Below are 24096 nucleotides of genomic sequence, written 5' to 3' on the forward strand. Positions count from 1 at the left end.
TGATATATTATAGCGCAGCAGGCTGCCACAGAAAGACCTCCGAGCCGTTCATGCTGGCCGGAATGTCGATAATGCGTTGGTTGGAGCTTCCCCGGTAGAGAAGCGTAGTATCTTTCAGTTCTTCTACAAATCTTCCATCTATTAACACCTGACACTGCTTAAGTAGATCCCATTCCGGCGTACCGGGAAGGGCTGTAAGTTCTTCGTACGTATAACCACTGTAAATCCAGATTGAGAAGCCTGGCAGTACAGCGCGAAGCTCATGAATGAACCCCAGCAACTCTTCTGCTGAGAAAAAAGGATCGCCGCCTGCCAGTGTCAGACCATCCAGCAAAGGGTTAGCGGCGATTTCTGCAATAATTTCATGTTGTCGTTCTAAGGTGAAGACTTCTCCATATTTAAAGTTCCATGTCTCGGGATTAAAACATCCCGGGCAACGATGGCGGCAGCCGCTGAGAAAGAGGACGGCCCGCATGCCCTCTCCCTCGTTAATCGACTCCGGATAGTAACCGCAAATATTCATAGATGCTTAACGCGATCCCGTACTTCAGCTTGTTTGGCGGCATTAAAGCGGGTCTGATAGTCGCCGGTTAAATAACCTGTAACTCTGCGCAAACGGCGGATGTGCACGTCATTCTCATGTGCGTTGCAGGAAGGACAGTTTGTCCCAATTACGCCTTCGTATCCACAGCTGGAGCAGCGGTCAATCGGATGGTTAATGCTGAAATAGCTGACCTGTTGTTCGAGCGCATATTTAATGATTTTGATAAAAGCCGATGGGTTGTTGCGGGCATTGCCGTTTAATTCGACATAAGAAATAGCCCCGGCATTGCAATATTCATGGAAAGGAGCTTCCAAGCTGATCTTCTGAGCAGCACCCAGATCGAAGTATACAGGGATGTGAAAAGAGTTCGTATAATATTCACGGTCGGTTACGCCCGGAATGGAACCCAGTACCTTGCGATCAACTTTTGTGAATTTACCGGACAAACCTTCTGCTGGAGTTGCGAACAGAGTGATGTTGAGATCCAGTTCCTCACTTTTCCGATCGCAATAGTCCCGCATATGACGCACAATAGCCAGCGCCTTGGCATGAACTTCCATATCCTCGCCATGGTGTTTGCCGTACATAGCTTTCATACATTCCGCCATACCGATGAAGCCAAGAGACAGACTGCCATGCTTTAGCAGATCGCCTACAGTGTCATCAGGTGCAAGATGCTCGCCGCCTTCCCAGACGCCTTCTCGCATCATGAAATCGGAAGCTTTAGCTTTTTGTGCGGTTTGAATGTGGAACCGATGAAGAAGTCCTTCCAGCGCAATATCCATATAATGATTTAGATCTTCATAGAAGCCAGCTTCGTCTGCGATGGTACGTCTGCCTGTTACTGTGCCGTGTGCCAGACCTAGCCGAACCAGATTCAGTGTATTAAAGGAAAGGTTGCCCTTTCCAGAGCAATGATTACGACCAAAACGGTCACCGAGCACTCGGGTTCGGCAGCCCATTGTAGCGAACTCCGTATCAGGATCACTTGGATCATAATACTGCAAGTTGAGCGGAGCGTCCAGATTAGCGAAGTTTGGATATAGTCTGCGCGCAGAACATTCAGCCGCTTTTAGGAACAGTTCATAGTTAGGATCGCCTTGTTGTTGATTGATTCCTTGCTTGCATTTGAAGATTTGAATCGGGAACACTGGTGTTTCTCCGCTGCCAAGTCCGTTCATAGTTGCTGTTAGCAGAGAACTGATCACAAGCTGACCTTCTGGTGAAGTACAAGTACCGTAGTTGATGCTGGTAAACGGTATTTGTCCACCGGATCGGCTGGACATGGTATTCAGATTATGTACCATACTTTCAGCCGCTTGCAGGGTTTCGATTTCGGTTTCCTTTAGTGCAAAACGGAACGCTCTTGGATATAACTCCGCCAGATCGGTCCGGCTCATCGTAATCTCGCCCAAAGATTCATCAGCTTGTCCTTCTTCAAAATAATCCAGACCCTTGCGGAACAGCTTGGCGAAGGATTTGGTTACATAAGGTGCCAGATCATAGTCGAGTTTATTGGCGGATACACCACCATATTGAGCATTTTGCTGGGATTGGAAAATAATCGCTACCAGAGACATAGCAGTCATTATTGAGTTCGGAGGACGAACGCTGCCGTTGCCGGTATTGAAACCTTCACGGAGAAGTTTATCAAACGGGATAAAAATACAGTTCGTCGTTCCAATCGCGTATTGATCCAGATCATGCACATAGACGACATTGTCATCAATAGCCTGCACTAGCTGCGGCGGCATCGTAAAATTGCGGGCGTACCATTTTGAATATTCACTGCCGAACTTGCTCATTTTACCGGAGAAACTCTCTCCATTCAAATTGGCATTCTCGCGCAATAGGTCCATATCCCGACTGTCGATAATATCCCGGCCTAAATCAATGAGCTCTTCTAAAAGAACTTCCCGTGCATTTTCTACTCCATTAAATTGTCTCTCCAACAACGTCATTGTACAGCTCTCCTCTCAGTATAAAAGAAAAACATCTATCATCAAATCCATATATCCATAGGAAGTTGGACTGCCATAAGCAGTCGTATATTTGTTCTGATTACATAAAAAAAGCATCCCCTACCCGAGGATGGCAGAAAATGCCCGATGCGTTATGTAAATATCCACACGGATATTTGCAGAGGTCTCTACGTAGATGACCGCATGCGGACACCATCCCTGTTCCTCGCAGGCATCAATAGTTGGTGTCGTCGAAACAGGTAGGTCTCCTGGCTTCCGTGGGATCTCTCGGCGCCTTCCCAAGGGTGTTCCTAACCCTCAGTGGCATCTGCCGGGAGATGTGGATTCTCAAGCTTCCCAGAAGCTTAAGAAGGCCATCCGGTTACAGTGGCGGGACCGCAGCGGATTCTCACCGCGCTTCCCTATTAAGCTCTAAATCCGGTTAAGGATCAAAGCGCCTGTCTCCACTATATTTTGTTGTCGTTAGATAAAAATAACCCAAGATGTTGTGTTTGTAAACAGTTTTTTAGAAAACCCGCGCGGGGAGCGGGTTCTTTAAAAGTACTCCACAAATGATCCACAGGCTGTCCATAAGTAATCCACAATTGATCCACAGGGAGATGCGAAATGATTCATAAATTGTCCGAAAAGATGCCACAAAGAGTCCATAAATATAGTGCAGATGACCCTAGAATTTGCGCATGAGAAAATACTCTTAGCCCAAAGTCATATTTTGGAGTAATCAGAAGAAATAGAAGAGATAAGGGAGGATAATCTTGCTTAGTTTGTGACAGAGCGGTGGAATTGTTACAATGGAAGAAGATAGGTACTATAAAATTTCGAGGAGGTATTCTCATGCCTATTGCTGAAGTTACAGTTATTCCAATTGGAACAGGCAGTACCAGTCTTAGCAGCTATGTTGCGGATATGCAGCGGGTGCTGAAGACAGTAGAAGGGATTACATATGAACTTACGTCCATGGGGACGATCATCGAAGGGCCTCTGCAACGCATTTTTGCCGCGGTAGAAGCTTTGCATGAGTCTCCTTTTGCCGCAGGTGCAGAACGTGTCTCTACCTCACTTAAAATAGACGACCGCCGCGATAAACCCTCCACTAGCCGTGGAAAGTTAGAGTCTGTGGAGCGTAAGCTACAGGTGGATTAGCAGTTTAGGAGGGCGGAAAACAGGGAGAAATAGGCTTGCGTTTCTGGCTGAAAGTTGTATAATATTTTTTGTTTGACAGAAAAATCAGCTTTAAGCTGGTGTAGCTCAGGGGTAGAGCAACGCACTCGTAATGCGTAGGCCGGGGGTTCAATTCCCTTCACCAGCATCCCAAAAAACCATACGTGGCGCGGATTTCCGAGGTTTCGGGACCGCGTCATTTTTCATTAAATCCCCTGGCTTCTAACATTCTTCTAAAAGATAAGACATGGCGAAATCGCTAATGAAAACGGTATGACTAGTGGTCACTGTCGAGCAGATGGAAGGCGTGTCGCAAGCTGACAGCAGTCAGAATGAAGGATGGTGGAGGAGGAGCAGCATAAGCTGCTTTTCTCTTGCGGGGGCAGATTGGTTAGATGGTAATTACTATAAAAATAAAAAAAGACACCACAAGGTGTCTTAGTACAGATACTTTTCGCTCGAATTTCACGAGCTCGTCAGTGAACTGAGTTCATAAGCAAGACTGGCTACGGCTAACAGATGAAGAGATAAAGTAATATCAATGTTAAAATGTGCGGTAATATTAATTTTCATAGATAACCACGCTCCTAAAGTATAAATACACATAAAGAAAACTTTATAAAGCGCTTGGCCTGCCATCATCAGTGCCAGGTAGCCATCCTGTACAGACGCCTTAGCGTTTCGACAGTAACATTATACTTAATATTTTGTGTTTTGCAAACCAAAGCCCCCTTAAGACTGAAATAATGAGCAATGTGACAATTATGTCATTCTGAATTGAATATTGTTAGGTTAATCGATGGGGAAGTTTACGTGTCTCCCTTATACTGGAAATTAAATGATTTTATTTCCGAAAGGGGACAATCCACTGATGACTGACGTAATTAAAGCAATAATACTTGGCATAATAGAGGGCTTAACTGAATTTTTACCAGTATCATCTACTGGACACCTTATTTTAGCAGGCGATTTGCTTAGCTTTGAGGGAGATGCTGCAATAACTTTTAAAATTGTTATTCAGTTGGGTGCAGTGATGGCAGTTCTAATTCTTTATTGGAAAAGGTATTTGGAAATTGGGGTTAATATGATTAGAATGGATTTTTCCAAAAGCAAAGGATTAAATGTCATTCATATGATTTTGGCTATGTTACCAGCATTAATCCTATATCTTCTCTTCAAGGACACAATAAAAAGCCAATTATTTGGTCCAACCCCTGTTTTGATCGGTCTAGTTGTTGGTGGGGTGTTGATGATCATTGCAGCGCGGAATAGGCGGACTGAAACCGCTGATACTATCGATGGGATTAATTATAAACAGGCTTTCGGAATTGGTCTGTTCCAATGCTTGGCGTTATGGCCGGGATTTTCGAGATCAGGTTCGACAATTTCAGGTGGCCTGTTGCTTGGCACTAGCCAAAAAGCCGCCGCAGATTTTACATTCCTTATTTCCGTGCCAGTTATGTTTGGTGCAAGCTTGTTGGATTTGTACGATAGTCGTGATTTGCTGAGTTCTGACGATTTACTTCTAATGTTAATTGGCTTTGCGACATCCTTTCTTGTGGCAATGATTGCAGTAGTGACGTTCATCAAACTGATTAAGCGACTTCGATTGGAGTGGTTTGCTCTATACCGGTTTGTTTTAGCAGCTCTCTTCTATTTAATTGTCATACAGTAATTGGATTAGTCAATATGAACATCATGGGAAAGAAGCTTTTAAAAAGGGCTATACATCATATCCTGCACAGATTAAACTAGAGGTTCAAAACAAGGGGAAATCACCAAACAAGACAAAGCTCAAGTAGTCTATGAACTAAGGAATGAATTTTCGGTGAAAGCACTTCTACAGCTAGCCATTATCCCTCGTTTGTTTCTTCTACCATTAATATCACAAAGTGATTTTACAAGTGTTTGGGAATATGAAAAACCCCACCAGTTTAAGGTGGGGCTTTTGCTTACCAAGTATTATAGTTCGACTGATACTTAACTTGTTTATTCTCATAGCTCTCATTGGGGTAATCACGTCTGACAGACTGCAAGTAGCCTGAAATTGCAAATGCTGCAATAAGCCCTCCTATAATTCCTGTGATTAAGCTGAATGTTGAAAATCCGAATGTGGCAACTACTCCAATGGAAGACAATGCTACAAGCAATAGACTGAATATTTTCATCTTTATACACACCTCCATTTTGTATATGTAGTAATTTGAAAATTAAGATTGATACGTTACTATATTTGATCGGTTTCGATAAAAATAATAATATTTCAGCAAATCTTTAGACGGGCTTCATACTTATTTAAGCTAAGAGGATTATAGTAATCACATAACCCCCTTATAAAATAGATCTAGACCCTGCCGAAAGTGGTGGGGTCACTTTTTTGCACAGAGTGCATTTATAAATATGGATTTCTCCTTAAATCTACACAAAGAAGCGCCGCCCCTTTTGGAGACGCCGCTTCTTTATAGTAGATTCTATTCTTTTTGCTCAATTCTTGATTTTGGTGATTTTTTTGGCGGTAACTTGTGCAGGGAATGAATCATCACTTACTTCAAAAAATACTTTAATCTCATCGCTTTTTTTATATTTAGAAGGTGCAACTTTATTTACCCAAATGGCTTGAGAGTACTCATTAGATTCGAGAACCTCCTTGTATTCCTTGTTCAAGTCTTCTTCTTTTAATTCGGAAATTACTAAAATTCTTTTATTTTCTACATCTATTGTATGTACAATTCCTTTCAAAACTTCATCATTCTTACTACAGGCGGTGACTAATAACAAAAAAACAAAAATAAGAGTCCATTTAATAGTAGTACGTGGTTTTTGAATCATGGACCTTCCCCTCTAGTGGTTACGACATTAGTTTAAAATCGGTTGCACAGGCATAGCATTTTGTACATTACCAATATAAGAATAAACAGCAGCATATCCATTATGACGACCTTTATTGATTCCCCTCGCACGCGGCAGTAACAATGTATCCTGAAATGCTTCCTGATGGTTTAGCCAAAAAACCACCATGATTAAACTAATTCGTACTTATAGTCATGTGCAAATTCTTTGAATGTAATGGGTCTTTTACCAAGTAATATTTGTAAATCGGGCGTGATTTTTTTGGCTAATCCAATTTTTGCAGTGAAGTAAATTCCAATCATAACAGTCACAAATTCTTTTTGAATTCCTTTTGTTAACATTTTATCTCTAAACTGAAGAACTGATGGATTAACATATTTGATTGTTTCTCCTAGCTCTTCAGATAAAATTTCAGCTACTTCATAGTAATCTAGCGCTTCAGTTCCCGTTAACGAGTAACCTTTATTTTCATGACCATTCTCAGTTAGGATTCTAGCTGTTACAGTACCGATATCACGAACATCGATAAAGCTAGTCTTGCCTTTTCCTGCGGGTACATAGATCTCCTTTTCTTTACGTAGCTCTTCCCCATGTTGAGAAATTAAGTTTTGCATGAAGAAACTTGGGCGTAAAAAAGTATATGGAATTCCTGATTTTTTAATGATTTTTTCAATTTTATGGTGTGGAACAATTGGGTTTTTCTCTACGCCCAATAGAGATAGAAACACAATGTGTTCAACTCCGACTTCCTTTGCGATATCTATGAGGGGTTGGAAATATTTTTTTGCGTCAGCTATATGAGGAGGGCGCAGTAAAAATAATTTTTTCACTCCTGTTAACGCTGGACGAAAAGAATCAGCATTTTCAAAATCAAAATAAACATACTCACTGTCTTTTCGATGGGAGGCAATTTTAAAAGGTGTTTCACTTTTCCTTAGTTCGTTAACCACTTCACGTCCTACATTACCGGTTGCCCCTGTGATTAGAATCATAAGTCTCACTTCCCTAACTAATATTTAAATAGATTGTTTTAAGCACGTTCATAAACGTGGACATTTCTTGTTCAGAAATATTTTTAAGTGCGTTATCCATGATTTCGTCACTAAGAACTTCTATTTGACTCTTAATTATCATTCCCGAATCTGTAATGAATACAAGATTTGATCGTTTATCATTTGGATTATCTCTAATGTCCAGAAGTCCTTTTGCTTTAAGTCGCTCGAGTATACCCGTTATTGTAGGGCGATCCGAGTAAGTTCGCTCTGCAATCATAGCTGGAGTTGTTCCTTCTAAATGAATAGATATATCTTTTAATACTGCCCATTGAGGAGCTGTTACATTATAAAGTAAAAGTTTTTTTGTTAAGCTTTTTTTCATTTCAAGACTTACTCTTATTAATAACTGTCCTGGGTTGTCCATAAATTAATTCCCCTCTTTATATAGTTTGCACACTAACTACTTGATTAGTATACAAACTATATTCTCCTTTATCAATTTTAATTATTTTATTTGTTTAAATTGTGGGGAGTTACAGGTGAATGTCAATAATATTGATATTTAGAACTTTTGTTTGTATATAATAAAAATGAATGTTCTTATTTTTAGAGGCGATCAATCATGGAAATGAGTATCGACCAAACGGTTGGGATTATTTATCAAGTCAAGGAGAGCAAGATTACACAACGCGAGATCGAGATCCGTGGCATCCGTGACAAACGTCCAACATAAACAAAGGGGATAAATATCATGCGGTGTATAACAATACGGCAGCCTTGGGCGACCTTAATTGCTCTTGGTGAAAAAGAGTTTGAAACTCGTTCATGGAGAACAGCCTACCGCGGCGAGTTAGGCATCCATGCCGGAATGAGGATTGACAAAAAGATTTGTGAACAGGAACCGTACAAATCAGTATTGGCGAAACATGGCTATACAGCGAATAATTTGCCGACAGGAGCTATTATTGCTACAGGTCAGCTCGCGGGATGTTATGTGGTTACTCCAGAGGTGGATTTAAGGGAATGGATCAATGGGAACGAATATGATTTTGGCGACTATAGCGAAGGACGTTTTGCCTGGAAGCTTGAAGAGGTTCACTCACTGCGCCATCCAATTCCAGCCAAAGGTCGGCTAAGCTTGTGGGAGCATTCGGATCACTTCTGAACGGCGAATGATATTTTTAATGTAATTTTTATGTGCCTATCAGCTTTTTTTCAGGTTCGAGGTATATATTGAAGACACCAAACACCCCCCAGTGTTTTGTGGTATATCTCTCTCAGGTCTTGCCAACTCCCATGGTAAGGCCTATTTTTTTGTTCACTAATTGATTGGGGGGAGAGTAGAGCGGCTTCTATACAGCTTTATTTAATCTGATACTGTTCTTCGTAACTCTTAAAAGAGGAAATATCCAGCCCTAGGTATCTGCGCATATGGATGGCAGCCTGAGCCGCAACAATGTCATTCAACAGCAGCATTCGTTCGTGATAGCCACGACATATATACTTGGCTTCAATTCCCGTATTAAGTCTGTTTTGCTCATACACCTTGATTCCCCGTCTTCTCATTTCTGCACGAACATCCCTTAGATCTGTTGTAGCTACTGCAGCAGCTGTTCCAAGCACCTCCAGATAAGGGGCGGGTGTTCGTAAGTGTGTAGATAAAATGGCGGAGTCCCGTTCGAAAGCTGATAAAATCATCGGAAGCAATAAATAAGATTTCACCAGCATGTTGTCCCTGCTTTCTGCTCTATGCATGAATCTCATCACCTCTAATAGGAACGTATATTCGTATTCTACCCCGATATTCCAAAAATAATCAATGGTATTTCTAAACAGCTTATCAAATGTGATTAAATTCACAAGTAAATAACGAAGAATAAATTATATTAAAATTGTAATAATAAAAAATAATGTATCGGACGCACATAAAGGAGAATTATGATGGAAAAAGAGGGCAGCCTCCAGCGTGGATTGTTTTTTGGTTTAATTCTGAGTGTTCCCTTATGGATATCCATATTGGGCTATATACAGTTACTTTAAAATTTAATGAAAAACCTTATGCGAAGCGCCTTTAGGCGCTTTTTTTGTATGGTAATAATGAGGGGGATCATCGAAAGGAATTGATTGACAATTGTGGGTGTCGGGCGCTAAACTGTTATTAATTCAAAAAGTATTAAAAGTCATAGACGGTTATTGGAGAGAATGCTTCGGCTACCAGTTCTGGACTTGCAGTGTAATACATATATATAGTCATGATAATAGCAAACCGTCTGAAAGGGCGGGACGCAAAGTCCAGGAGTCTAAAGTGTCTTAAAGGCACAATGACCGTCCGACTGCCATGAGAAGGGAATTCCACTTCTTTTTGGCGGTCTTTTTTGTTGTTAGGTCCTTTAGAGTTTCTGGTAATTATTCTGATTAATATAAATCATAGTTTTAGGAGGTGTGCCATTTGAAAAGAAGAATAAGACCGTTACTCTCGCTTGTATTAGCTGGGATTTTGACGGTAGGTAGTGGGCTTTCCTCATTAGGAGCTGGAGTTGCTGGAGCTAGTAGTTCTTCTACATTGGGAATTGCAGGGGTCTACAACGTGTTTATTCTAGGGGATATAACAACGGTTTCGGATACGGAAGGAAGGTTTGCTGCTGGAGGTAACGTTAACTTAACCAACTATAGTGTTGGAGATAGGTTGACCGCTGCTGAGGTTTCCTTGACTGACACACTTGTTGTTGGAGGGAATCTTACTTTCAACGGAGGTACTGTTTATGGGAATATCGTGCACGGGGGAGATTTTTCAGGGAATGTAACGCTCCTCAAGGGAGGTACAAAAAGACAGGGGAGTACGATTGACTTTTCAGCCGTAGGTCAGTCTTTGAAGGACAAATCAGCAGAACTTGCAGCATTGCCGGCGAATGGAACAACAGTGTACCAATATGGCAGTCTTACCCTGACAGGTACAGATCCTGCGGTCAATGTTTTTAATGTTCCAGGAGATAACGTCTCTAATACCTATGGAATTACAATAAATGTTCCTTCAGGATCTACAGCAATTATTAATATTGATGGTTCTAACGTAAAAATGAAAAACTTCGGATTTCTACCTAATAACGTGTTGAATAGCAAGAAAATTTTGCTTAACTTTAGCCAAGCTGCGTATCTGGATATGGCAGGCATAGGTGTAATGGGAAGCATACTTGCCCCCTATGCTCATGTTGATTTTATTAATGGTCAGATTAACGGTACTTTAGTGGCGGCTTCACTCAAAGGGACTGGTGGTGGTGAATTTCACCACTATCCATACGATGGTGATGAACCTGGACCAACGCCGACACCAACGCCAACAGTGACACCAACGCCAACGCCAACAGTGACGCCAACGCCAACGCCGACAGTGACACCAACGCCAACGCCGACAGTGACACCAACACCGACGCCGACAGTGACACCAACGCCGACGCCAACACCAACACCAACACCAACGCCGACGCCAACAGTGACGCCGACGCCGACACCGACACCAACACCGACGCCAATACCAACGCCGACGCCAACAGTGACACCGACGCCGACAGTGACACCAACACCGACGCCAACACCAACGCCGACGCCAACAGTGACACCGACGCCGACACCGACACCAACACCGACGCCAATACCAACGCCGACGCCAACAGTGACACCGACGCCGACAGTGACACCAACGCCGACGCCAACAGTGACGCCGACACCAACACCAACGCCGACGCCAACAGTGACGCCGACGCCGACACCGACACCAACACCGACGCCAACAGTGACACCGACGCCGACAGTGACACCAACACCGACGCCGACAGTGACACCAACGCCGACAGTGACACCAACACCGACGCCGACAGTGACACCAACGCCGACGCCAACGCCAACAGTGACACCAACGCCGACGCCGACGCCAACGCCGACAGTGACGCCAACGCCGACACCAACACCGACGCCGACGCCAACAGTGACGCCGACGCCAACACCAATACCGACGCCGACGCCAACAGTGACACCGACGCTAACACCGACGCCAACGCCGACAGTGACACCAACGCCGACGCCAACGCCAACACCAACGCCGACGCCAACAGTGACGCCGACACCAACGCCAACGCCTGAAGCAACACCGACACCGACAGTAACACCAGAAGCAACACCGACACCGACGGTAACGCCAGAGGTAACACCGACACCGACGGTAACGCCTGAAGCAACACCGACACCGACAGTAACACCAGAAGCAACACCGACACCGACGGTAACGCCAGAGGTAACACCAACTCCAGAGGTAACACCAACGTCGACACCAGAGACTTCGGTGTTCCCGACACCAACGCCATCATCCGTAATTGGCACTATAGTTCTTGCAGAAGATCCTGTGCCGCTTGGGCCTGTAGCTTCGCCGACACCAGCGCCAGTACCAACACCGTCGAATAGCACAGAAGTACTTGTTGATGATGATGAGATCCCATTAGGTCCGGTACCGGCAGTGACACCAACGCCAACGCCAACACCTGATGAAATCATCGTAGTGGACGATACGATCCCATTAGGTAAGCCACCTGTGAAGGAATTGCCAAAAACGGGTGAATCAAGTCCTGCACCTTACTATGTAGCAGGTTTAGGTTTTGCACTTATCGGATTATTAATGAGAACCAAGTTCTCCAAAAAGAATAAATAATAAACGGTAGAGCACAACATAGAGTCGCTTTCGGGGGGTGTCCCGATGGCGGCTCTATTTGTATGTCATGATTGCGATAGTTTGGTGCATTCTAAGTAGATGGTATACTCTTGTTGCAAAAGAAATGAAGAGGGGATGGCGAAGGCGAATTGATATGGTTCATTATTAGCGCTGTAATCATCATAGGGATTCTAATCTATGTGGGATTTTTCTTCTATGGTATTGCTATTAAACGAGCACCAAAGGTATTTCTAAGTAATAATCCTAATCTGAAGGCTGATCCTCCGGTTGCCGGAGCTTCTTGGGGGGAGGGGAAAGATTGGGTCTCTCGCCAGAGCTTCGAGAATATTGAGATCATATCTGCAGATGGACTTAAACTAAGAGGTTTCTTACTCCAATCTAATCGTGCTGCGGGACGCACAGCCATTCTAGCCCACGGTTATTCAGGTAAAGCAAAGGATATGGGGGCGTACGCCAAAATCTACTACGAGAACTTAGGCTTTAACATCCTAATTCCCGATGCAAGGGGGCATGGAGATAGCGCAGGGGATTACATTGGTTTTGGTTGGCCGGAACGAAAAGATTATTTGCAATGGATTGAATACATGATTAAAAAGACTGGGTCTAGTGCTCAAATTGTGCTTCACGGTGTTTCTATGGGCGGTGCTACAGTGCTAATGACCTCAGGGGAAGATCTTCCGCCGCAGGTAAAAGCTATTGTTGCGGACTGCGCTTATACCTCAGTAAAAGCACAATTATCTTACCAACTACGACGCATGTATCGTTTGCCAAGTTTCCCTTTCGTTCAAAGTGCAAGTCTAATCACCCGCTTGAAGGCGGGGTATGGTTTTGGTGAAGCCTCTACATTAAAACAAGTGCGGAAAGCGAAGGTTCCGATTCTTTTTATTCATGGGGATGCGGATAACTTTGTACCTTTTGCTATGATGAATGAATTGTATGAGGCATGCCAGAGTCCAAAAGAGAGGCTCATAGTGCCGCAAGCGGGGCATGGATTGTCTTATGATACGGATAAGGCGGGGTATATAGATGTAGTAACAGCTTTTGTAAGCCGATATGTAAAATAAGTCCTGAACGTAGACAGCGCCCGATATCCGCTAGGTAGCGGTTATCGGGCGCCTATATTTTTCCACACATGACGTAGTCCTTGAATAAGGATCGTACCGTCATGCTTTCTCGTTATATTCATCCCCCGCCGTTCGTGAATAACGGGTGTCTTGATTCCTTGTTATTTCCAGCAGCCGTGTGGCGAGAATAATCCTTCCAATACGACAAAAGCCCTACCTCTCTTTTGCCCTTGCGGCTCCATTGACCGCGCCAGTGTGAATCGGAATGCTATATTTCGAATTTAATCTCATAAAAAGGAAGAGTACTGCAAGAAAACATAAAGCCTCTTTGTCCAAAATGCCGATGTGTATAATAGTCGGCCTGACATCTTCTTGGTGGGGATATTCAATATATCGAAAAACAAATACCATATAAATATAACACACTATTGTTTAAAAGGCAAATATAATAATGAATTCCAAGATAAGGTTTATTTGATTCTAGAGAGAAACAAACCTCGATAGGGAGCGCTTAGATTTCGAAAGTAACTTAAATTGGGTTAATTGTGAATTATTCCGGAAAAGCTAGTAAACCAGAGGAGATGGGCGATCTCGGTGCAAATGGGCTAAAATGTAAGTTGGATATTTTTGCAAACGCTACAAACTACAACTGAAAATGCCAGAGACGAAGGGCTTGTGTCTGCTGGGGTTATTTTGCGTGCCTATTTTGTGAACAGCTCTCTAAAACTGACAATAAACTCCAACATTGATTGAAGGATTGAGGGTAGACCGTTATAATTAATAAGTCTGGATTTTAATTAAAAAATAAGGGAGATTTTTATGAAACGCGCAGATGTGTGGCTGATTTCCATCGTATTGATTGCTGCGCTCGCTTTTCTCGTACCGAGATGGTTTTCGGACAATGATGACAAAGGTGGGGCCGGTAAAAATCTCATAGCCAATGTAACGGTGGACGGTGAGTTATTTAAAACGGTAAAGCTTACAAAAGAAGAACAAACCATTGAGGTCCGCACGGAACGCGGCTATAACATTTTGAAGGTGCATGATTACGGGATTGAAATGTACGATGCCGATTGCGCTGATAAAGTTTGCCTAGGTTTTGGTTTTATTACCCTGCCCAAACAGACGATTGTCTGTCTACCGCATAGAGTATTAGTCGAAATCACCAGTGCGTCGGGGGAGGATGATATAGATGCCTATGTCCAGTAGTGAATCTGCAACAGCTTTAAAAAGAACAGTGATTATTGCGATTTTCGCCGCAGTGGCAGTAGTGTTAAGTTTAATAGAGGCACAGATTCCGTTATCCGGGATGGGACTGGTGCCGGGTGCTAAGCTCGGACTGGCCAACATTATGATTTTGACTTGTATTTACTTTTTACGTGGACGGGATGCTTTCCTGCTTGTCATCCTCAAAACACTGCTTACTGCATTTCTGCTAGGTACCTTCTCAAGCTTGCTGTTTAGTTTATTTGGTTCACTTTTTAGCTTTGTTGTTATGTTTGTGCTGATGCTGATTAGTGGCAAAGGTAAGAGTATAAGCTTGATCGGAATTAGTATAGCTGGTGGGATTGCACATAATATCGGTCAGCTGCTGGCAGCTTCTATGGTATTTGCATCACTTAGTATTTTTTATTATCTTCCCATGCTGCTGATCACTGGGGTAGTAACAGGAATTGCCGTGGGCTATGCAGTCCGTTATTTGGTGGCGTCATTGTCAAAAATATCGCTGTTTGAAGAATTTTTGGACTGATTAGTCACATCAGCGGAAGGATGACTAACATGAATGAATCATACGAAGGTCAAGACTTAGAGGGAGAAGGACAAGCAGTCATCTCTCTGGATGGGGTATCGTTTGGCTATGATCCCGAGCATCCGATTCTTCAAAATATAACGTTATCTATCTCACAAGGACAATGGGTCAGCTTGGTTGGTCCTAATGGCTGCGGGAAGTCTACGTTGGTCAAGCTGCTTAATGCTCTGCTGCCTAAGGGGGCTGGTGAGATTGAGGTTAGTGGCATGCTGCTTAGTGAGGAAACGATCGGAAGCATTCGGCAATGTATCGGAATGGTGTTCCAAAATCCAGATAATCAGTTTATTGGAGCCACTGTAGAGGAAGATATCCTATTCGGCCTGGAAGGGCTTTGTTTGCCGTACGAAGAGATGGCTGAACGTTTGCACTCCTATACGACAAGACTAGGAATAAATCATCTGTTGTCCAAGCATCCGGGTGAGCTGTCGGGAGGCCAAAAGCAGCGTGTTGCTATCGCTTCCATTCTTGCTATGGAACCAGGCATCGTCATTTTTGACGAGGCCTCTTCTATGTTGGATGAAGGAAGCAGAAATGACCTTCTCGGCATTCTGCAGGATATGCGGGCAGAAGGGAAGTACACGATCCTCATGATTACGCATGATGCAGATGAGATTTTGGCATCGGATCGGGTGCTTGCGCTGCATGGAGGTAGTTTGGCTGCAGATGTTACACCGGCGGAGTTGTTCCGGAACGAGGAGCTTCTGGAAAAATGCCATCTGCGTGAACCTTATCCTTGGCGCCTTGCACGCGAGCTGCAGAACCAGGGTATTCATGTGGATGTTCCGATCAGTGAAAAGGAGCTTATAGACACGTTATGGCCATAGAATTACAGCAAGTAAGTTACACCTACGCTGACCGAAGCCTCTGGAAGCTGACGGCGCTCCGGGACATTAACCTCAGTGTACCCATTGGCTCGATGGTTGGTATTGCGGGGGCGACGGGCTCAGGTAAATCGACGCTGCTGCAAATGTTTAACGGGATACTGAAACCAACCGAGGGTACGGTAAAAGTGCTTGATGTAACCATTCAGGCTGGTGAGAAGTCACCTAAGCTAATGCCACTGCGCCGCCGAGTCGGATTGGTATTTCAATTTCCGGAGCAGCAGATGTTCGAAGATACGGTCGAAAAGGATCTCATTTTCGGTCCCCTTAATTTCGGTATGAGTCTCGATGAGGCAAAGTCACGTGCACGTCAGGCCATGTCAGATATGGGGCTGGATCTCGCGTTGCTGGAGCGGAATCCTTTTCAATTGAGCGGTGGACAAATGCGTAAGGCGGCTATCGCTTCCGTGCTAGCTATGGACCCGGAGGTCATCGTTCTGGATGAGCCCACGGCAACGCTTGATCCCATTAGCCGTGCAGAGCTAATCAGCTTGCTGGAGCGATTATGCCGTGAGCAGGGCAGAACGATCATTATCGTTACGCATCGGATGGATGAGTTATTGCCCTATGCGGACAGCTGGGTTGTACTTAAAGAGGGCAGCACGGCGTTTCAGGGCAGTGTAAAGGCACTTGCAGATGATCCTTCGATTCTGGAACAGTGTGGTTTGACGGTTCCGCAGTCCCTTCGTTACTGGCGTGCAGTTGCTGATCATTTAGGTCTTGTGGATGAAGTCCCCCGCTTGACGGCTGAGAGTCTGGCAGAGCTTATAGCTTCGCTGCCAGCGGAATCAATAAGCACTGGTAAGCCCGATGGAAAGAGGGATGACCATGAATGAGAAACTGATCTTAGGTCGGAGTATTGAGACCGGCTCGTGGGTGCACAAGCTGGATGCTCGTGCCAAAATCACTGGCATGCTATTATACGTAGCTGTTATCCTGCTCTCACGTTCGTGGATGGCCATGGCTGTGTTGGCTATTTTTTCGATAGCCGTTATGGCTTCCACGCGGATTCCGCTTAAATACTTCCTGAAAGCAGCTAAGCCTTTACGTTATTTAATGTTATTTATCTTTATTGTGCAGGTGGTGTCTGTGAAGACAGGGGAGGTAGTGCTGACTCTTGGTTCCTGGTCTATCTATGAGGGAGGGCTAAGATTAGGGGCATTTTCGGTCATCCGCATGTTCTTTCTTATCACCTTTACAGCGCTTCTGACCTTCACAACAACGCCGGGGAAGCTGAATCAAGGGTTGGAGGGGATCTTGACACCCTTCAAAAAGCTTGGCTTATCCCCTGACCGTATCACGCTGATGATCAGCATTTCACTTCGTTTCATTCCTACGATTCTAGATGAATCGCAGATCATAATGAAAGCGCAGGCCTCAAGGGGAGCCGATCTAAAAGAGCTGCCTTTGAAGGAAAAGGGACGGATGTTAGTCTCCCTGCTGGTCCCGATTATCGCCAGTGCTTTTAGGCGTGCTCAGGATCTGGTGTATTCCATGGAAGCCCGCGGTTTTCGCATGGATGCTCCCCGCAGTCGGTATCACCGCCTAAGGTGGGGCAAATTCGATACTGTTTTTATTGGGATGTTTGTGGTCATGGGAATTGCAGTAGCTTTGTTATAATACTCATTCCCTATTAGTAGTATCAACTTGGGAGGGAACTTGAATGGCACGTTATTTTAACGGTAGAGAAGTTGAATTACTCGCACCCGCAGGAACGTTTGAGATTTTCAAGGAAGTGATCCAATCACGGTGTGATGCAGTTTATTTTGGTGGACCTGTATTGAATATGAGAATGATGCGTAAAGGTTATAATCTTACTCATGAAGAGATTGTAGAGGCACTTGATATCGCTCACCGTCTAGACAAAAAAGTGTATATCACTGTGAATAATCTTTTTAGTGAGGAAGATGTGGAAGAAGCTAGAGAATACCTGCGTTTTCTTGATAGTGCTCGGCCGGATGCCTTGATTGTTCAGGATATGGCAGTGTTGGAGCTTATTCGGGAGATGGAGCTTAACCTTCCTATTCACTCTTCAGTAATGATGAATGTTCACAACCTGGAGATGATCTATGCGCTGCGTGATCTGGGTGTAACTCGTGTAGTTACCTCGCGGGAAATGGACCTGCAGACAGCTAAGCTGCTTGGTCAGCGGAGTGGCATGGAGCTGGAATATTTTATTCATGGAGATATGTGCTCTGTGCATGGTGCAAATTGTTACTTTAGTTCCCATGTTTTTGGTATGAGCAGCAACCGGGGGAAATGTATGAAGCCTTGCCGCTGGGATTATCGGGTTAAAAAAGACGGATATGTATATCCTGCTGAATATCCACTGGCTGTCAAAGATATGTTTATGTATGAGCATCTTCCGGAATTGATTGAATCAGGCATTACTTCTTTTAAAATTGAGGGCCGTATGCGTGATAAGGAATTTATGGTGATGCTGGCGAATAGCTACGGCGAAGCCATTGACCGATATATCGATGATCCGATTGGTTTTGATCGTACGGTTGATACCAAAGAACTGTACAACAACCGCAAGCGCGACTTTTCGACAGCCTATGCTTTTGGTAAACCAGGGTTAGCTAATATCAACCGTCGTTATGAAGGTACGGGCAAATTCTATAGCACTGGAAAAGTATTTAGCACACCAACCGCAGAACGTGAGCTATCTGAAAAACGTGTAGAGGAATTGCGGGAACGTTTGGCGCAAGAAAAGAAGCCTAAGACAACAAAAGCGAAGCTGGCTGTACGTGTGAATAATATGGAACAGGCGCGCGTAGTATTGGAACTGGGTGTGGATAGTCTGTATTTGCCGGGCGATGTATTTGAACCGGACAGACCTTTTACAAAACGTGATATTAAGGAACTTGGTGAATTAAAAGGCGATAGCAAAATATATTTAGGGTTGCCACGCATGATGACCGAGCTGCATTTCGATCAATATGATCAATTGCTTGGTGGAGAACGCTTGCCGATCGACGGTATAATCGTTACTAATTTGGGAGCGATTCGCAGATACAGCTCTACAGGTTATCCGTTAATTGGAGATGGTAGTTTAAATGTCTACAATCATCTTTCCGCCCAATTATATGCAAAATTAGGTTTGACTCAGCTTTCGGTTTCACCGGAAATGACGCTGGAGCACTTTGCTACCTTTGCCTCACGTTGTGACACGCCTTTGGAAGTTGTTGTACATGGTACACCTGCACTAATGTATATGGAGCACGACCTTTATGAGAATACTGAAGTAATGGAACCTATCGCTGAAGAGGATAATCAATATGTGCACAATAATGTATTGGTTCTAAAAACAGACAAAGGTGAGAATCCGGTATATCGTGATCAGCACGGCCGTTGCCATCTTTTGTTCGCAAAAGAGCTCTGCTATTTACCGTTACTTGGTGAGATGATTGATCTAGGCATATCTAGCTTCCGTATTGAAGGAGCGACGTATAGTGCTCAGCAGTTGCGTGAAATTATAATTTCTTATCAACAAGCTATGAATCGTACTGAAGTGAAAGATGACATGCTAGGTGGTCTTGAACCCATTTATGCGGGTTATACTCTAGGTTCGCTGCAATTTAACTAATTCTATTTTTTGGGACAAAATATCGTCTGCTAGTAAGAAGAATGCACAGTACTCTATCAATAAGTTACTATTTTCACAAGAAGAGAGGGAATTAATCATGGAACAGCAAGAATTCATCGGAAGAGAAGCCGTAGTGGCGAAGCGTAAGCAATATTTCTATCCGTGTACACAGCATTTTTACCGCGATGCGCCTCAGCTTGTGCGAGGTTCGATGCAGTTTGTGTATGATGAAAATGGCAAACAATATACAGATTTCTTCGCAGGTGTATCTGTAGTCGCTTGTGGGCACTGCAATCCAGCCATAACTGGACGTACGATTGAGCAATTGCAGCAGCTGCAGCATACGTCTACGATCTATTTAACTCAGCCAAATGTGGATTTGGCTGAACGTCTGGAAGAGGTTATGCCAGGCGGTCTACGCCGAACCTTCTTCGTGAACAGCGGCTCAGAGGCTAATGAAGGTGCATTGCTGCTCGCCCGGATGTATACAGGACGTAAGGGGTTCATTGCATTGGAGAGTGGTCTACACGGCCGTACCAATCTAACTATGAGTGTGACAGGACTGCCGATGTGGCGTACCGATAAATACTTGGATCATGACGTTGAGTTTATTCCTCGCCCATATCATCCAGAACTATCTCTGGAGGAAGCCGCTGCACTCTCCCTGGAATCTCTGGAGCGAGTGCTTGAGGAGAAGGGGAATACTATCGCTGCGATGATCGTAGAGCCAATCCAAGGCAATGGGGGTATGATTATGCCAACGCCAACCTACTTCAGTGAGGTCAAAATGTTGCTGGAGAGATACGGCGTACTTCTGATCGCTGATGAAATTCAAACTGGATTTGGTCGTACAGGCAAAATATTCGCTATGGAGCATTTTGACGTAGTGCCCGATATTATAAGTATGGCTAAGGCACTGGGGAATGGAATTCCGGTTGCGGCTTTTGCGACAACGGATGAGATTGCACTTGCGCTGGACCGTCCGTCGGCTTCAACCTTTGGAGGCAATCCGGTATCTGCTGCAACAGCACTGGCTGTGCTTGATTATATTCGCTATGAACGGCTTCCTGAACGCTCAGTGCTGCTCGGAGAACAATTGAAAGCAGGGCTAAAGACCCTTCAAGAGCGTTATCCTTCGCTTATTGTGGATGTCCGGGGAATTGGGCTTATGTTGGGAGCGGAGCTTGCTGGTGAGAATGCTGAAGGCTCTGCGGCGCTTACAGATCAAGTGCTGGAAGCGATGAAAGACAGAGGATACCTGATCGGCAAAAATGGTATAGGACGCAACGTACTAGCCTTTCAACCGCCGATGATTATTACGGAAGAGGATATCGACGGGCTGCTTAACAACCTGAATGAAGTCCTTGCGGAGCTTAATGTCTAATACAATGAATTTCAAGTAGCGAAGAAAGAGGAAAACGAATGGCTATTCTAAACATTTTTAAAACTGCAGGCCTAAAGCTGAAAATGTTCAGTGAACTGGTGATGTTCTCTCATACACTTTTTTCGCTGCCGTTTGCCATTATCTCTATGGTGTGGGCCGCTGGGGGCTGGCCATCAGGGCATGTAATGATCTGGGGTCTGATTGCATTGATCGGTGCCCGTAATGGCGCTAATGCATTCAATCGGCTGGCAGACCGTACGTTTGATGAACAGAATCCTCGTACGGCACATCGGCATTTGCCACAACGGTTACTGGCAGAAAAAGAAGTGGTTGTCTTTGTTATTGTCAATTATGCCATCTTTATTGTGGCTTCAGGCATGCTGAACTTGCTCTGCCTGCTCTTATCGCCGGTAGCAATCGTATTGATATCGACTTATTCTTATACAAAACGTTTCACCTTTCTCAGCCATTTATATTTAGGCTTTGTCATTGCTTCCGCGCCGATTGGTGCATGGTTTGCCGTAACTGGAAATATCGCATTTACACCGTTTGTGATCGGAACGGTAGTTATGCTCTGGATTGCCGGATTTGATATTATCTACGGCACTCAGGACATTGAATTTGACCGGCGGCATGGGTTATGGTCTATTCCGAGCTTCTTTGGATTAGAGAATGCGCTGCGTATCGCCAAAGGTCTACATTTCATTATGATTATGCTGCTATTATTCCTATACGTATGGCAGGATCTCGGCTGGATGTATCTGGTTGGGATTGGCATCGCTACATTGCTCCTGATGACCGAGCATAAGATAATAAAACCTTCGAATCGTAAGCTGATGAAGGTGGCTTCTTATAATCTAAATCAGGTAATCAGCATAGTGATATTATTGTGTACGCTGATTGATTTTTTCTATGTTAGTTAGAGAGCTGGCTTTGGTGAGCCGGCTGGCTGAGCATTGGCGCATTGCCCGCAAACTAACAACAAAAGACAATAGCCTACCCAAAAGGGGTAGGCAAAGGAATCGGAAAGCTGGCTACGCTAGCTTTCCTTTTTTGTGTTGACTCGCTCCCCGCTCTGTAAGGGGGAAGCTAAATGCAAAGATTAGGGAAAACCTCCCTAATCTTATTACGTTTATTATTTTTAAACTCTGTTTTAGGGAATTTCTCCCTGAAATATAGCTGGTTACTCTTAAAAGCATGCTAAAGTGGACTTTATTAGAAAGGTTTTCCCTAATATCGTAGTTTTCGAGCGATTAGTAGCTAATTTTAGGGAGGTTTTCCCTAATTACGTCCGATGGAGTAGAATGACTAAACGAGCTCATGTGCGCTACGCTGCGTTTGCGTGTTTAGCTTGTCTTGTTGAAGCGGAAAAATATCGGTTTGAATTTGCGACAAGATCAATGAAATGATGTGTTTAAATCAAAAAAACGGATACCCCCAAGTGAATGGGAGGTATCCGTTTTTATTTGTATTAGAACGTACGCTTTAGCGATCACGGTCCGCAAAATATTGCAGCAACGTTTCCAGATCAGCATGCGCCGGGTAGGAGGAGAGCTGCTGCACAATAGCTGCAGCTTTATCCAGATAGTTCTGGCTGACCCGTTCAGCGCGAGCGAGGGCATCGCTATTGTTAATTAGGGTGAGCACATGTGCTACTTCAGCGTCGGAAGAATCCGGGCCGATTGCACGGATCACAGGCGAGAGCTTAGGGTCCTGCAAGGCGTACAGCACTGGCAGGGTGACCTGACCATGTCGCAGGTCGCTACCGGCAGGTTTGCCTAGGACATCGGCGGACTGTGTGAAATCTAGCAAGTCATCTTGTATCTGAAAGGACATCCCTAAGGCTTCTCCAAAATTATAAAGGAGATTGGCAACTTCTTCGGTGCTTTCAGTGGACAAAGCACCAACCCGTAAGCAGGTTGCCATAAGAAGAGCGGTTTTGTTTAAGGATTTCTCCAAATACTGATCCATTGTAATTTCATAATCAAAAGCATGTTCCATTTGCTGATATTCACCCAGGCACAGCTGAGCGGTGGCTACAGAGGATAAGTCATGAACGTATCTGTTTTTATCTCCTGTATATTTGCTCAGCAGCTCGATGACCCGAGCGGACATGTAATTACCAACATGTACTGCTGACAATGTACCCGTCTTAATATGTAAGGCGGGTACGCCCCGCCGTAACTCTGAACGGTCAATGATATCATCATGAATTAATGAGGCGGCATGAATAAATTCAGCAGCAGCAGCTAATTGAAGCGCTCTGCGGCCGGTATCCTTACGGCCAAACCGACTGCCAACAATGACCATGAGGGGACGAAGGCGTTTACCACCGGAATTTATAAGCTCTAGAACACTTTGCGCGAGCTGAGATTTCTTAGGTACATCTTTATCACGCGCCACAAGGTTTACGATTTCGCGGTTGATTTCATTTATGTCTATATTTAAGGCCTCATGCAGCTTCATTTATGGATCCCACCTGTCAAATGGCTTTGCTTGTGCGATTACGCTGTCTGCACTCTTGGATCAAGAACTCTTCGATTCCAGTAGCTGGATCATGTTCCGCGAAGTCTCCATTTGACCGTCTAATCTGCATTTTTTTGATCGAAGGAGCTAGATAAGCAACTAAGTCGAGCTCACGGCATTTCACCGCAAACTGCAGGTAAAAGCTATACAAATAATCTCCATCCAAAATGTTGCGTGTAAGGTCGGGATGATGTGGGATACATTCCATATGGCGCTCTGCTGCCAAAGTGAGAATAGTGTAAATACCCAGCAAATTGACTTTGCGGCTGTATTCCAGATCATGGCGTTCCAGTACCGAGATTAACTGTTCACATGCAGCCGGAGAGGGCTGAAGCTCAATTCCGGCAATAGGTGACATTTCAGTATGCAACAACCGGAGGGTATCTTCTATGAGTTGTTTGTTCACAAGATTCTCTCCTTCTTGTCGGTTTTGCCGGAAGAAACCATACCCGATCATCCCTACAAAACCATTCATTCAAGAAAAAACCACCATTTCCTAGGATTAGGAAGGTTATTTTCTTCTTGTAAATAAGGAGAGTAATGTGTCCTAGGGACACATTACTCTGAAGTATATCCATATTTAACCCTAA

The 24096-nt window shown here is 44.3% G+C and carries 22 protein-coding genes, 1 tRNA gene and 2 riboswitches; of the genes, 14 read left to right on the forward strand and 9 right to left on the reverse strand.

Going from position 1 to position 24096, the window contains the following annotated elements; translation table 11 throughout:
* Positions 1-7: 7 nt before the first annotated feature.
* Together nrdG and NYE72_RS02385 are read right to left on the reverse strand one after the other, a co-directional pair.
* The gene (nrdG, locus tag NYE72_RS02380; RefSeq protein WP_036682580.1) at positions 8-523 is read right to left on the reverse strand and encodes an anaerobic ribonucleoside-triphosphate reductase activating protein; all 516 of its coding nucleotides are present in this window, start codon (positions 521-523) and stop codon (positions 8-10) included.
* A complete protein-coding gene (locus tag NYE72_RS02385) occupies positions 520-2505 on the reverse strand; it encodes an anaerobic ribonucleoside triphosphate reductase (RefSeq protein ID WP_036682578.1) in 1986 nt (661 codons plus the stop codon). Before NYE72_RS02385 ends, nrdG begins: the two co-directional genes overlap by 4 nt.
* Before the next feature lie 241 nt (positions 2506-2746).
* Positions 2747-2982: riboswitch (cobalamin riboswitch) on the reverse strand.
* A gap of 378 nt (positions 2983-3360) precedes the next feature.
* Between NYE72_RS02385 and NYE72_RS02390 the strand changes: the two genes are divergently transcribed.
* From NYE72_RS02390 to NYE72_RS02400, 3 genes are all read left to right on the forward strand, one after another.
* The gene (locus NYE72_RS02390) at positions 3361-3669 is read left to right on the forward strand and encodes an MTH1187 family thiamine-binding protein (RefSeq protein ID WP_036682575.1); all 309 of its coding nucleotides are present in this window, start codon (positions 3361-3363) and stop codon (positions 3667-3669) included.
* 94 nt (positions 3670-3763) lie between these two features.
* Positions 3764-3835, forward strand: a tRNA-Thr gene (locus NYE72_RS02395).
* 723 nt (positions 3836-4558) lie between these two features.
* Complete coding sequence (locus NYE72_RS02400; RefSeq protein WP_038568497.1) at positions 4559-5362, forward strand: undecaprenyl-diphosphate phosphatase; 804 nt, start codon at positions 4559-4561, stop codon at positions 5360-5362.
* A 277-nt stretch (positions 5363-5639) separates the two neighbouring features.
* Here the strand turns inward: NYE72_RS02400 and NYE72_RS02405 are convergent, their stop codons facing one another.
* The 4 genes from NYE72_RS02405 to NYE72_RS02420 all read right to left on the reverse strand — a co-directional run bounded on the left by NYE72_RS02405 (position 5640) and on the right by NYE72_RS02420 (position 7956).
* A complete protein-coding gene (locus NYE72_RS02405; RefSeq protein ID WP_036682571.1) occupies positions 5640-5855 on the reverse strand; it encodes a hypothetical protein in 216 nt (71 codons plus the stop codon).
* A gap of 316 nt (positions 5856-6171) precedes the next feature.
* A complete protein-coding gene (locus NYE72_RS02410; RefSeq protein ID WP_076147388.1) occupies positions 6172-6516 on the reverse strand; it encodes a DUF3221 domain-containing protein in 345 nt (114 codons plus the stop codon).
* Between the two features lie 191 nt (positions 6517-6707).
* Positions 6708-7529, reverse strand: coding sequence for an SDR family oxidoreductase (locus NYE72_RS02415; RefSeq protein WP_036682566.1), 822 nt, complete (start codon positions 7527-7529; stop codon positions 6708-6710).
* Between the two features lie 13 nt (positions 7530-7542).
* Positions 7543-7956, reverse strand: coding sequence for a MarR family transcriptional regulator (locus tag NYE72_RS02420; RefSeq protein WP_036682564.1), 414 nt, complete (start codon positions 7954-7956; stop codon positions 7543-7545).
* A gap of 327 nt (positions 7957-8283) precedes the next feature.
* Here NYE72_RS02420 and NYE72_RS02425 point away from each other — a divergent pair, with 327 nt between their 5' ends.
* The gene (locus tag NYE72_RS02425) at positions 8284-8697 is read left to right on the forward strand and encodes an ASCH domain-containing protein (protein ID WP_076101343.1); all 414 of its coding nucleotides are present in this window, start codon (positions 8284-8286) and stop codon (positions 8695-8697) included.
* 197 nt (positions 8698-8894) lie between these two features.
* On the opposite strand, the gene NYE72_RS02430 is transcribed toward NYE72_RS02425, so the two are convergent.
* On the reverse strand, positions 8895-9287 hold the full coding sequence (locus NYE72_RS02430) for a hypothetical protein (protein ID WP_051491249.1): 393 nt from the start codon (positions 9285-9287) through the stop codon (positions 8895-8897).
* A 495-nt stretch (positions 9288-9782) separates the two neighbouring features.
* A riboswitch (cyclic di-GMP riboswitch) is annotated at positions 9783-9873 on the forward strand.
* Between the two features lie 108 nt (positions 9874-9981).
* On the opposite strand from NYE72_RS02430, the gene NYE72_RS02435 reads away from it, so the two are divergent.
* The 10 genes from NYE72_RS02435 (at position 9982) to NYE72_RS02480 (ending at position 21903) form a co-directional block, all read left to right on the forward strand.
* Positions 9982-12231 carry a choice-of-anchor A family protein gene (locus tag NYE72_RS02435; RefSeq protein WP_339211240.1) on the forward strand — a complete coding sequence of 750 codons (2250 nt, stop codon included), beginning with the start codon at positions 9982-9984 and terminating at the stop codon, positions 12229-12231.
* 149 nt (positions 12232-12380) lie between these two features.
* The gene (locus tag NYE72_RS02440) at positions 12381-13316 is read left to right on the forward strand and encodes an alpha/beta hydrolase (protein WP_339211242.1); all 936 of its coding nucleotides are present in this window, start codon (positions 12381-12383) and stop codon (positions 13314-13316) included.
* A gap of 819 nt (positions 13317-14135) precedes the next feature.
* Positions 14136-14525, forward strand: coding sequence for a NusG domain II-containing protein (locus NYE72_RS02445; protein WP_036681022.1), 390 nt, complete (start codon positions 14136-14138; stop codon positions 14523-14525).
* Entirely contained in the window at positions 14509-15066 is a 558-nt protein-coding gene (locus NYE72_RS02450; RefSeq protein ID WP_036681020.1) for a Gx transporter family protein, read from the forward strand. The genes NYE72_RS02445 and NYE72_RS02450 overlap by 17 nt, the downstream gene beginning before the upstream one ends.
* A 29-nt stretch (positions 15067-15095) precedes the next feature.
* The gene (locus NYE72_RS02455) at positions 15096-15950 is read left to right on the forward strand and encodes an ATP-binding cassette domain-containing protein (protein ID WP_051491165.1); all 855 of its coding nucleotides are present in this window, start codon (positions 15096-15098) and stop codon (positions 15948-15950) included.
* Entirely contained in the window at positions 15941-16843 is a 903-nt protein-coding gene (locus tag NYE72_RS02460; RefSeq protein WP_076215095.1) for an ATP-binding cassette domain-containing protein, read from the forward strand. The genes NYE72_RS02455 and NYE72_RS02460 overlap by 10 nt, the downstream gene beginning before the upstream one ends.
* Complete coding sequence (locus NYE72_RS02465) at positions 16836-17627, forward strand: energy-coupling factor transporter transmembrane component T (RefSeq protein WP_036681014.1); 792 nt, start codon at positions 16836-16838, stop codon at positions 17625-17627. Before NYE72_RS02460 ends, NYE72_RS02465 begins: the two co-directional genes overlap by 8 nt.
* 43 nt (positions 17628-17670) lie before the next feature.
* Positions 17671-19596 (forward strand): U32 family peptidase, encoded by a 1926-nt coding sequence (locus tag NYE72_RS02470; RefSeq protein WP_038568508.1) that lies wholly within the window; start codon positions 17671-17673, stop codon positions 19594-19596.
* Positions 19597-19693: 97 nt separating this feature from the next.
* Positions 19694-20980: an aspartate aminotransferase family protein gene (locus NYE72_RS02475; RefSeq protein WP_076101346.1), complete on the forward strand. Its 1287-nt coding sequence runs from the start codon at positions 19694-19696 to the stop codon at positions 20978-20980.
* Positions 20981-21018: 38 nt separating this feature from the next.
* Positions 21019-21903 carry a UbiA-like polyprenyltransferase gene (locus NYE72_RS02480; protein ID WP_036681005.1) on the forward strand — a complete coding sequence of 295 codons (885 nt, stop codon included), beginning with the start codon at positions 21019-21021 and terminating at the stop codon, positions 21901-21903.
* A gap of 562 nt (positions 21904-22465) precedes the next feature.
* Here the strand turns inward: NYE72_RS02480 and NYE72_RS02485 are convergent.
* On the reverse strand, positions 22466-23446 hold the full coding sequence (locus NYE72_RS02485) for a polyprenyl synthetase family protein (protein ID WP_036682537.1): 981 nt from the start codon (positions 23444-23446) through the stop codon (positions 22466-22468).
* A 16-nt stretch (positions 23447-23462) separates the two neighbouring features.
* Positions 23463-23981 carry a hypothetical protein gene (locus NYE72_RS02490; RefSeq protein ID WP_339211244.1) on the reverse strand — a complete coding sequence of 173 codons (519 nt, stop codon included), beginning with the start codon at positions 23979-23981 and terminating at the stop codon, positions 23463-23465.
* Between the last annotated feature and the right edge of the window lie 115 nt (positions 23982-24096).

The organism is Paenibacillus sp. FSL L8-0333, assembly GCF_037965665.1.
Taxonomy (GTDB): Bacteria; Bacillota; Bacilli; order Paenibacillales; family Paenibacillaceae; genus Paenibacillus_AQ; species Paenibacillus_AQ odorifer.

Bases quoted from the DNA above. Each gene is read 5' to 3' on its own strand.
- nrdG (WP_036682580.1), bottom strand. From the start codon at position 523: ATGAATATTTGCGGTTACTATCCGGAGTCGATTAACGAGGGAGAGGGC.
- NYE72_RS02385 (WP_036682578.1), bottom strand. From the start codon at position 2,505: ATGACGTTGTTGGAGAGACAATTTAATGGAGTAGAAAATGCACGGGAA.
- NYE72_RS02390 (WP_036682575.1), top strand. From the start codon at position 3,361: ATGCCTATTGCTGAAGTTACAGTTATTCCAATTGGAACAGGCAGTACC.
- NYE72_RS02400 (WP_038568497.1), top strand. From the start codon at position 4,559: ATGACTGACGTAATTAAAGCAATAATACTTGGCATAATAGAGGGCTTA.
- NYE72_RS02405 (WP_036682571.1), bottom strand. From the start codon at position 5,855: ATGAAAATATTCAGTCTATTGCTTGTAGCATTGTCTTCCATTGGAGTA.
- NYE72_RS02410 (WP_076147388.1), bottom strand. From the start codon at position 6,516: ATGATTCAAAAACCACGTACTACTATTAAATGGACTCTTATTTTTGTT.
- NYE72_RS02415 (WP_036682566.1), bottom strand. From the start codon at position 7,529: ATGATTCTAATCACAGGGGCAACCGGTAATGTAGGACGTGAAGTGGTT.
- NYE72_RS02420 (WP_036682564.1), bottom strand. From the start codon at position 7,956: ATGGACAACCCAGGACAGTTATTAATAAGAGTAAGTCTTGAAATGAAA.
- NYE72_RS02425 (WP_076101343.1), top strand. From the start codon at position 8,284: ATGCGGTGTATAACAATACGGCAGCCTTGGGCGACCTTAATTGCTCTT.
- NYE72_RS02430 (WP_051491249.1), bottom strand. From the start codon at position 9,287: ATGCATAGAGCAGAAAGCAGGGACAACATGCTGGTGAAATCTTATTTA.
- NYE72_RS02445 (WP_036681022.1), top strand. From the start codon at position 14,136: ATGAAACGCGCAGATGTGTGGCTGATTTCCATCGTATTGATTGCTGCG.
- NYE72_RS02450 (WP_036681020.1), top strand. From the start codon at position 14,509: ATGCCTATGTCCAGTAGTGAATCTGCAACAGCTTTAAAAAGAACAGTG.
- NYE72_RS02455 (WP_051491165.1), top strand. From the start codon at position 15,096: ATGAATGAATCATACGAAGGTCAAGACTTAGAGGGAGAAGGACAAGCA.
- NYE72_RS02460 (WP_076215095.1), top strand. From the start codon at position 15,941: ATGGCCATAGAATTACAGCAAGTAAGTTACACCTACGCTGACCGAAGC.
- NYE72_RS02465 (WP_036681014.1), top strand. From the start codon at position 16,836: ATGAATGAGAAACTGATCTTAGGTCGGAGTATTGAGACCGGCTCGTGG.
- NYE72_RS02470 (WP_038568508.1), top strand. From the start codon at position 17,671: ATGGCACGTTATTTTAACGGTAGAGAAGTTGAATTACTCGCACCCGCA.
- NYE72_RS02475 (WP_076101346.1), top strand. From the start codon at position 19,694: ATGGAACAGCAAGAATTCATCGGAAGAGAAGCCGTAGTGGCGAAGCGT.
- NYE72_RS02480 (WP_036681005.1), top strand. From the start codon at position 21,019: ATGGCTATTCTAAACATTTTTAAAACTGCAGGCCTAAAGCTGAAAATG.
- NYE72_RS02485 (WP_036682537.1), bottom strand. From the start codon at position 23,446: ATGAAGCTGCATGAGGCCTTAAATATAGACATAAATGAAATCAACCGC.
- NYE72_RS02490 (WP_339211244.1), bottom strand. From the start codon at position 23,981: ATGAATGGTTTTGTAGGGATGATCGGGTATGGTTTCTTCCGGCAAAAC.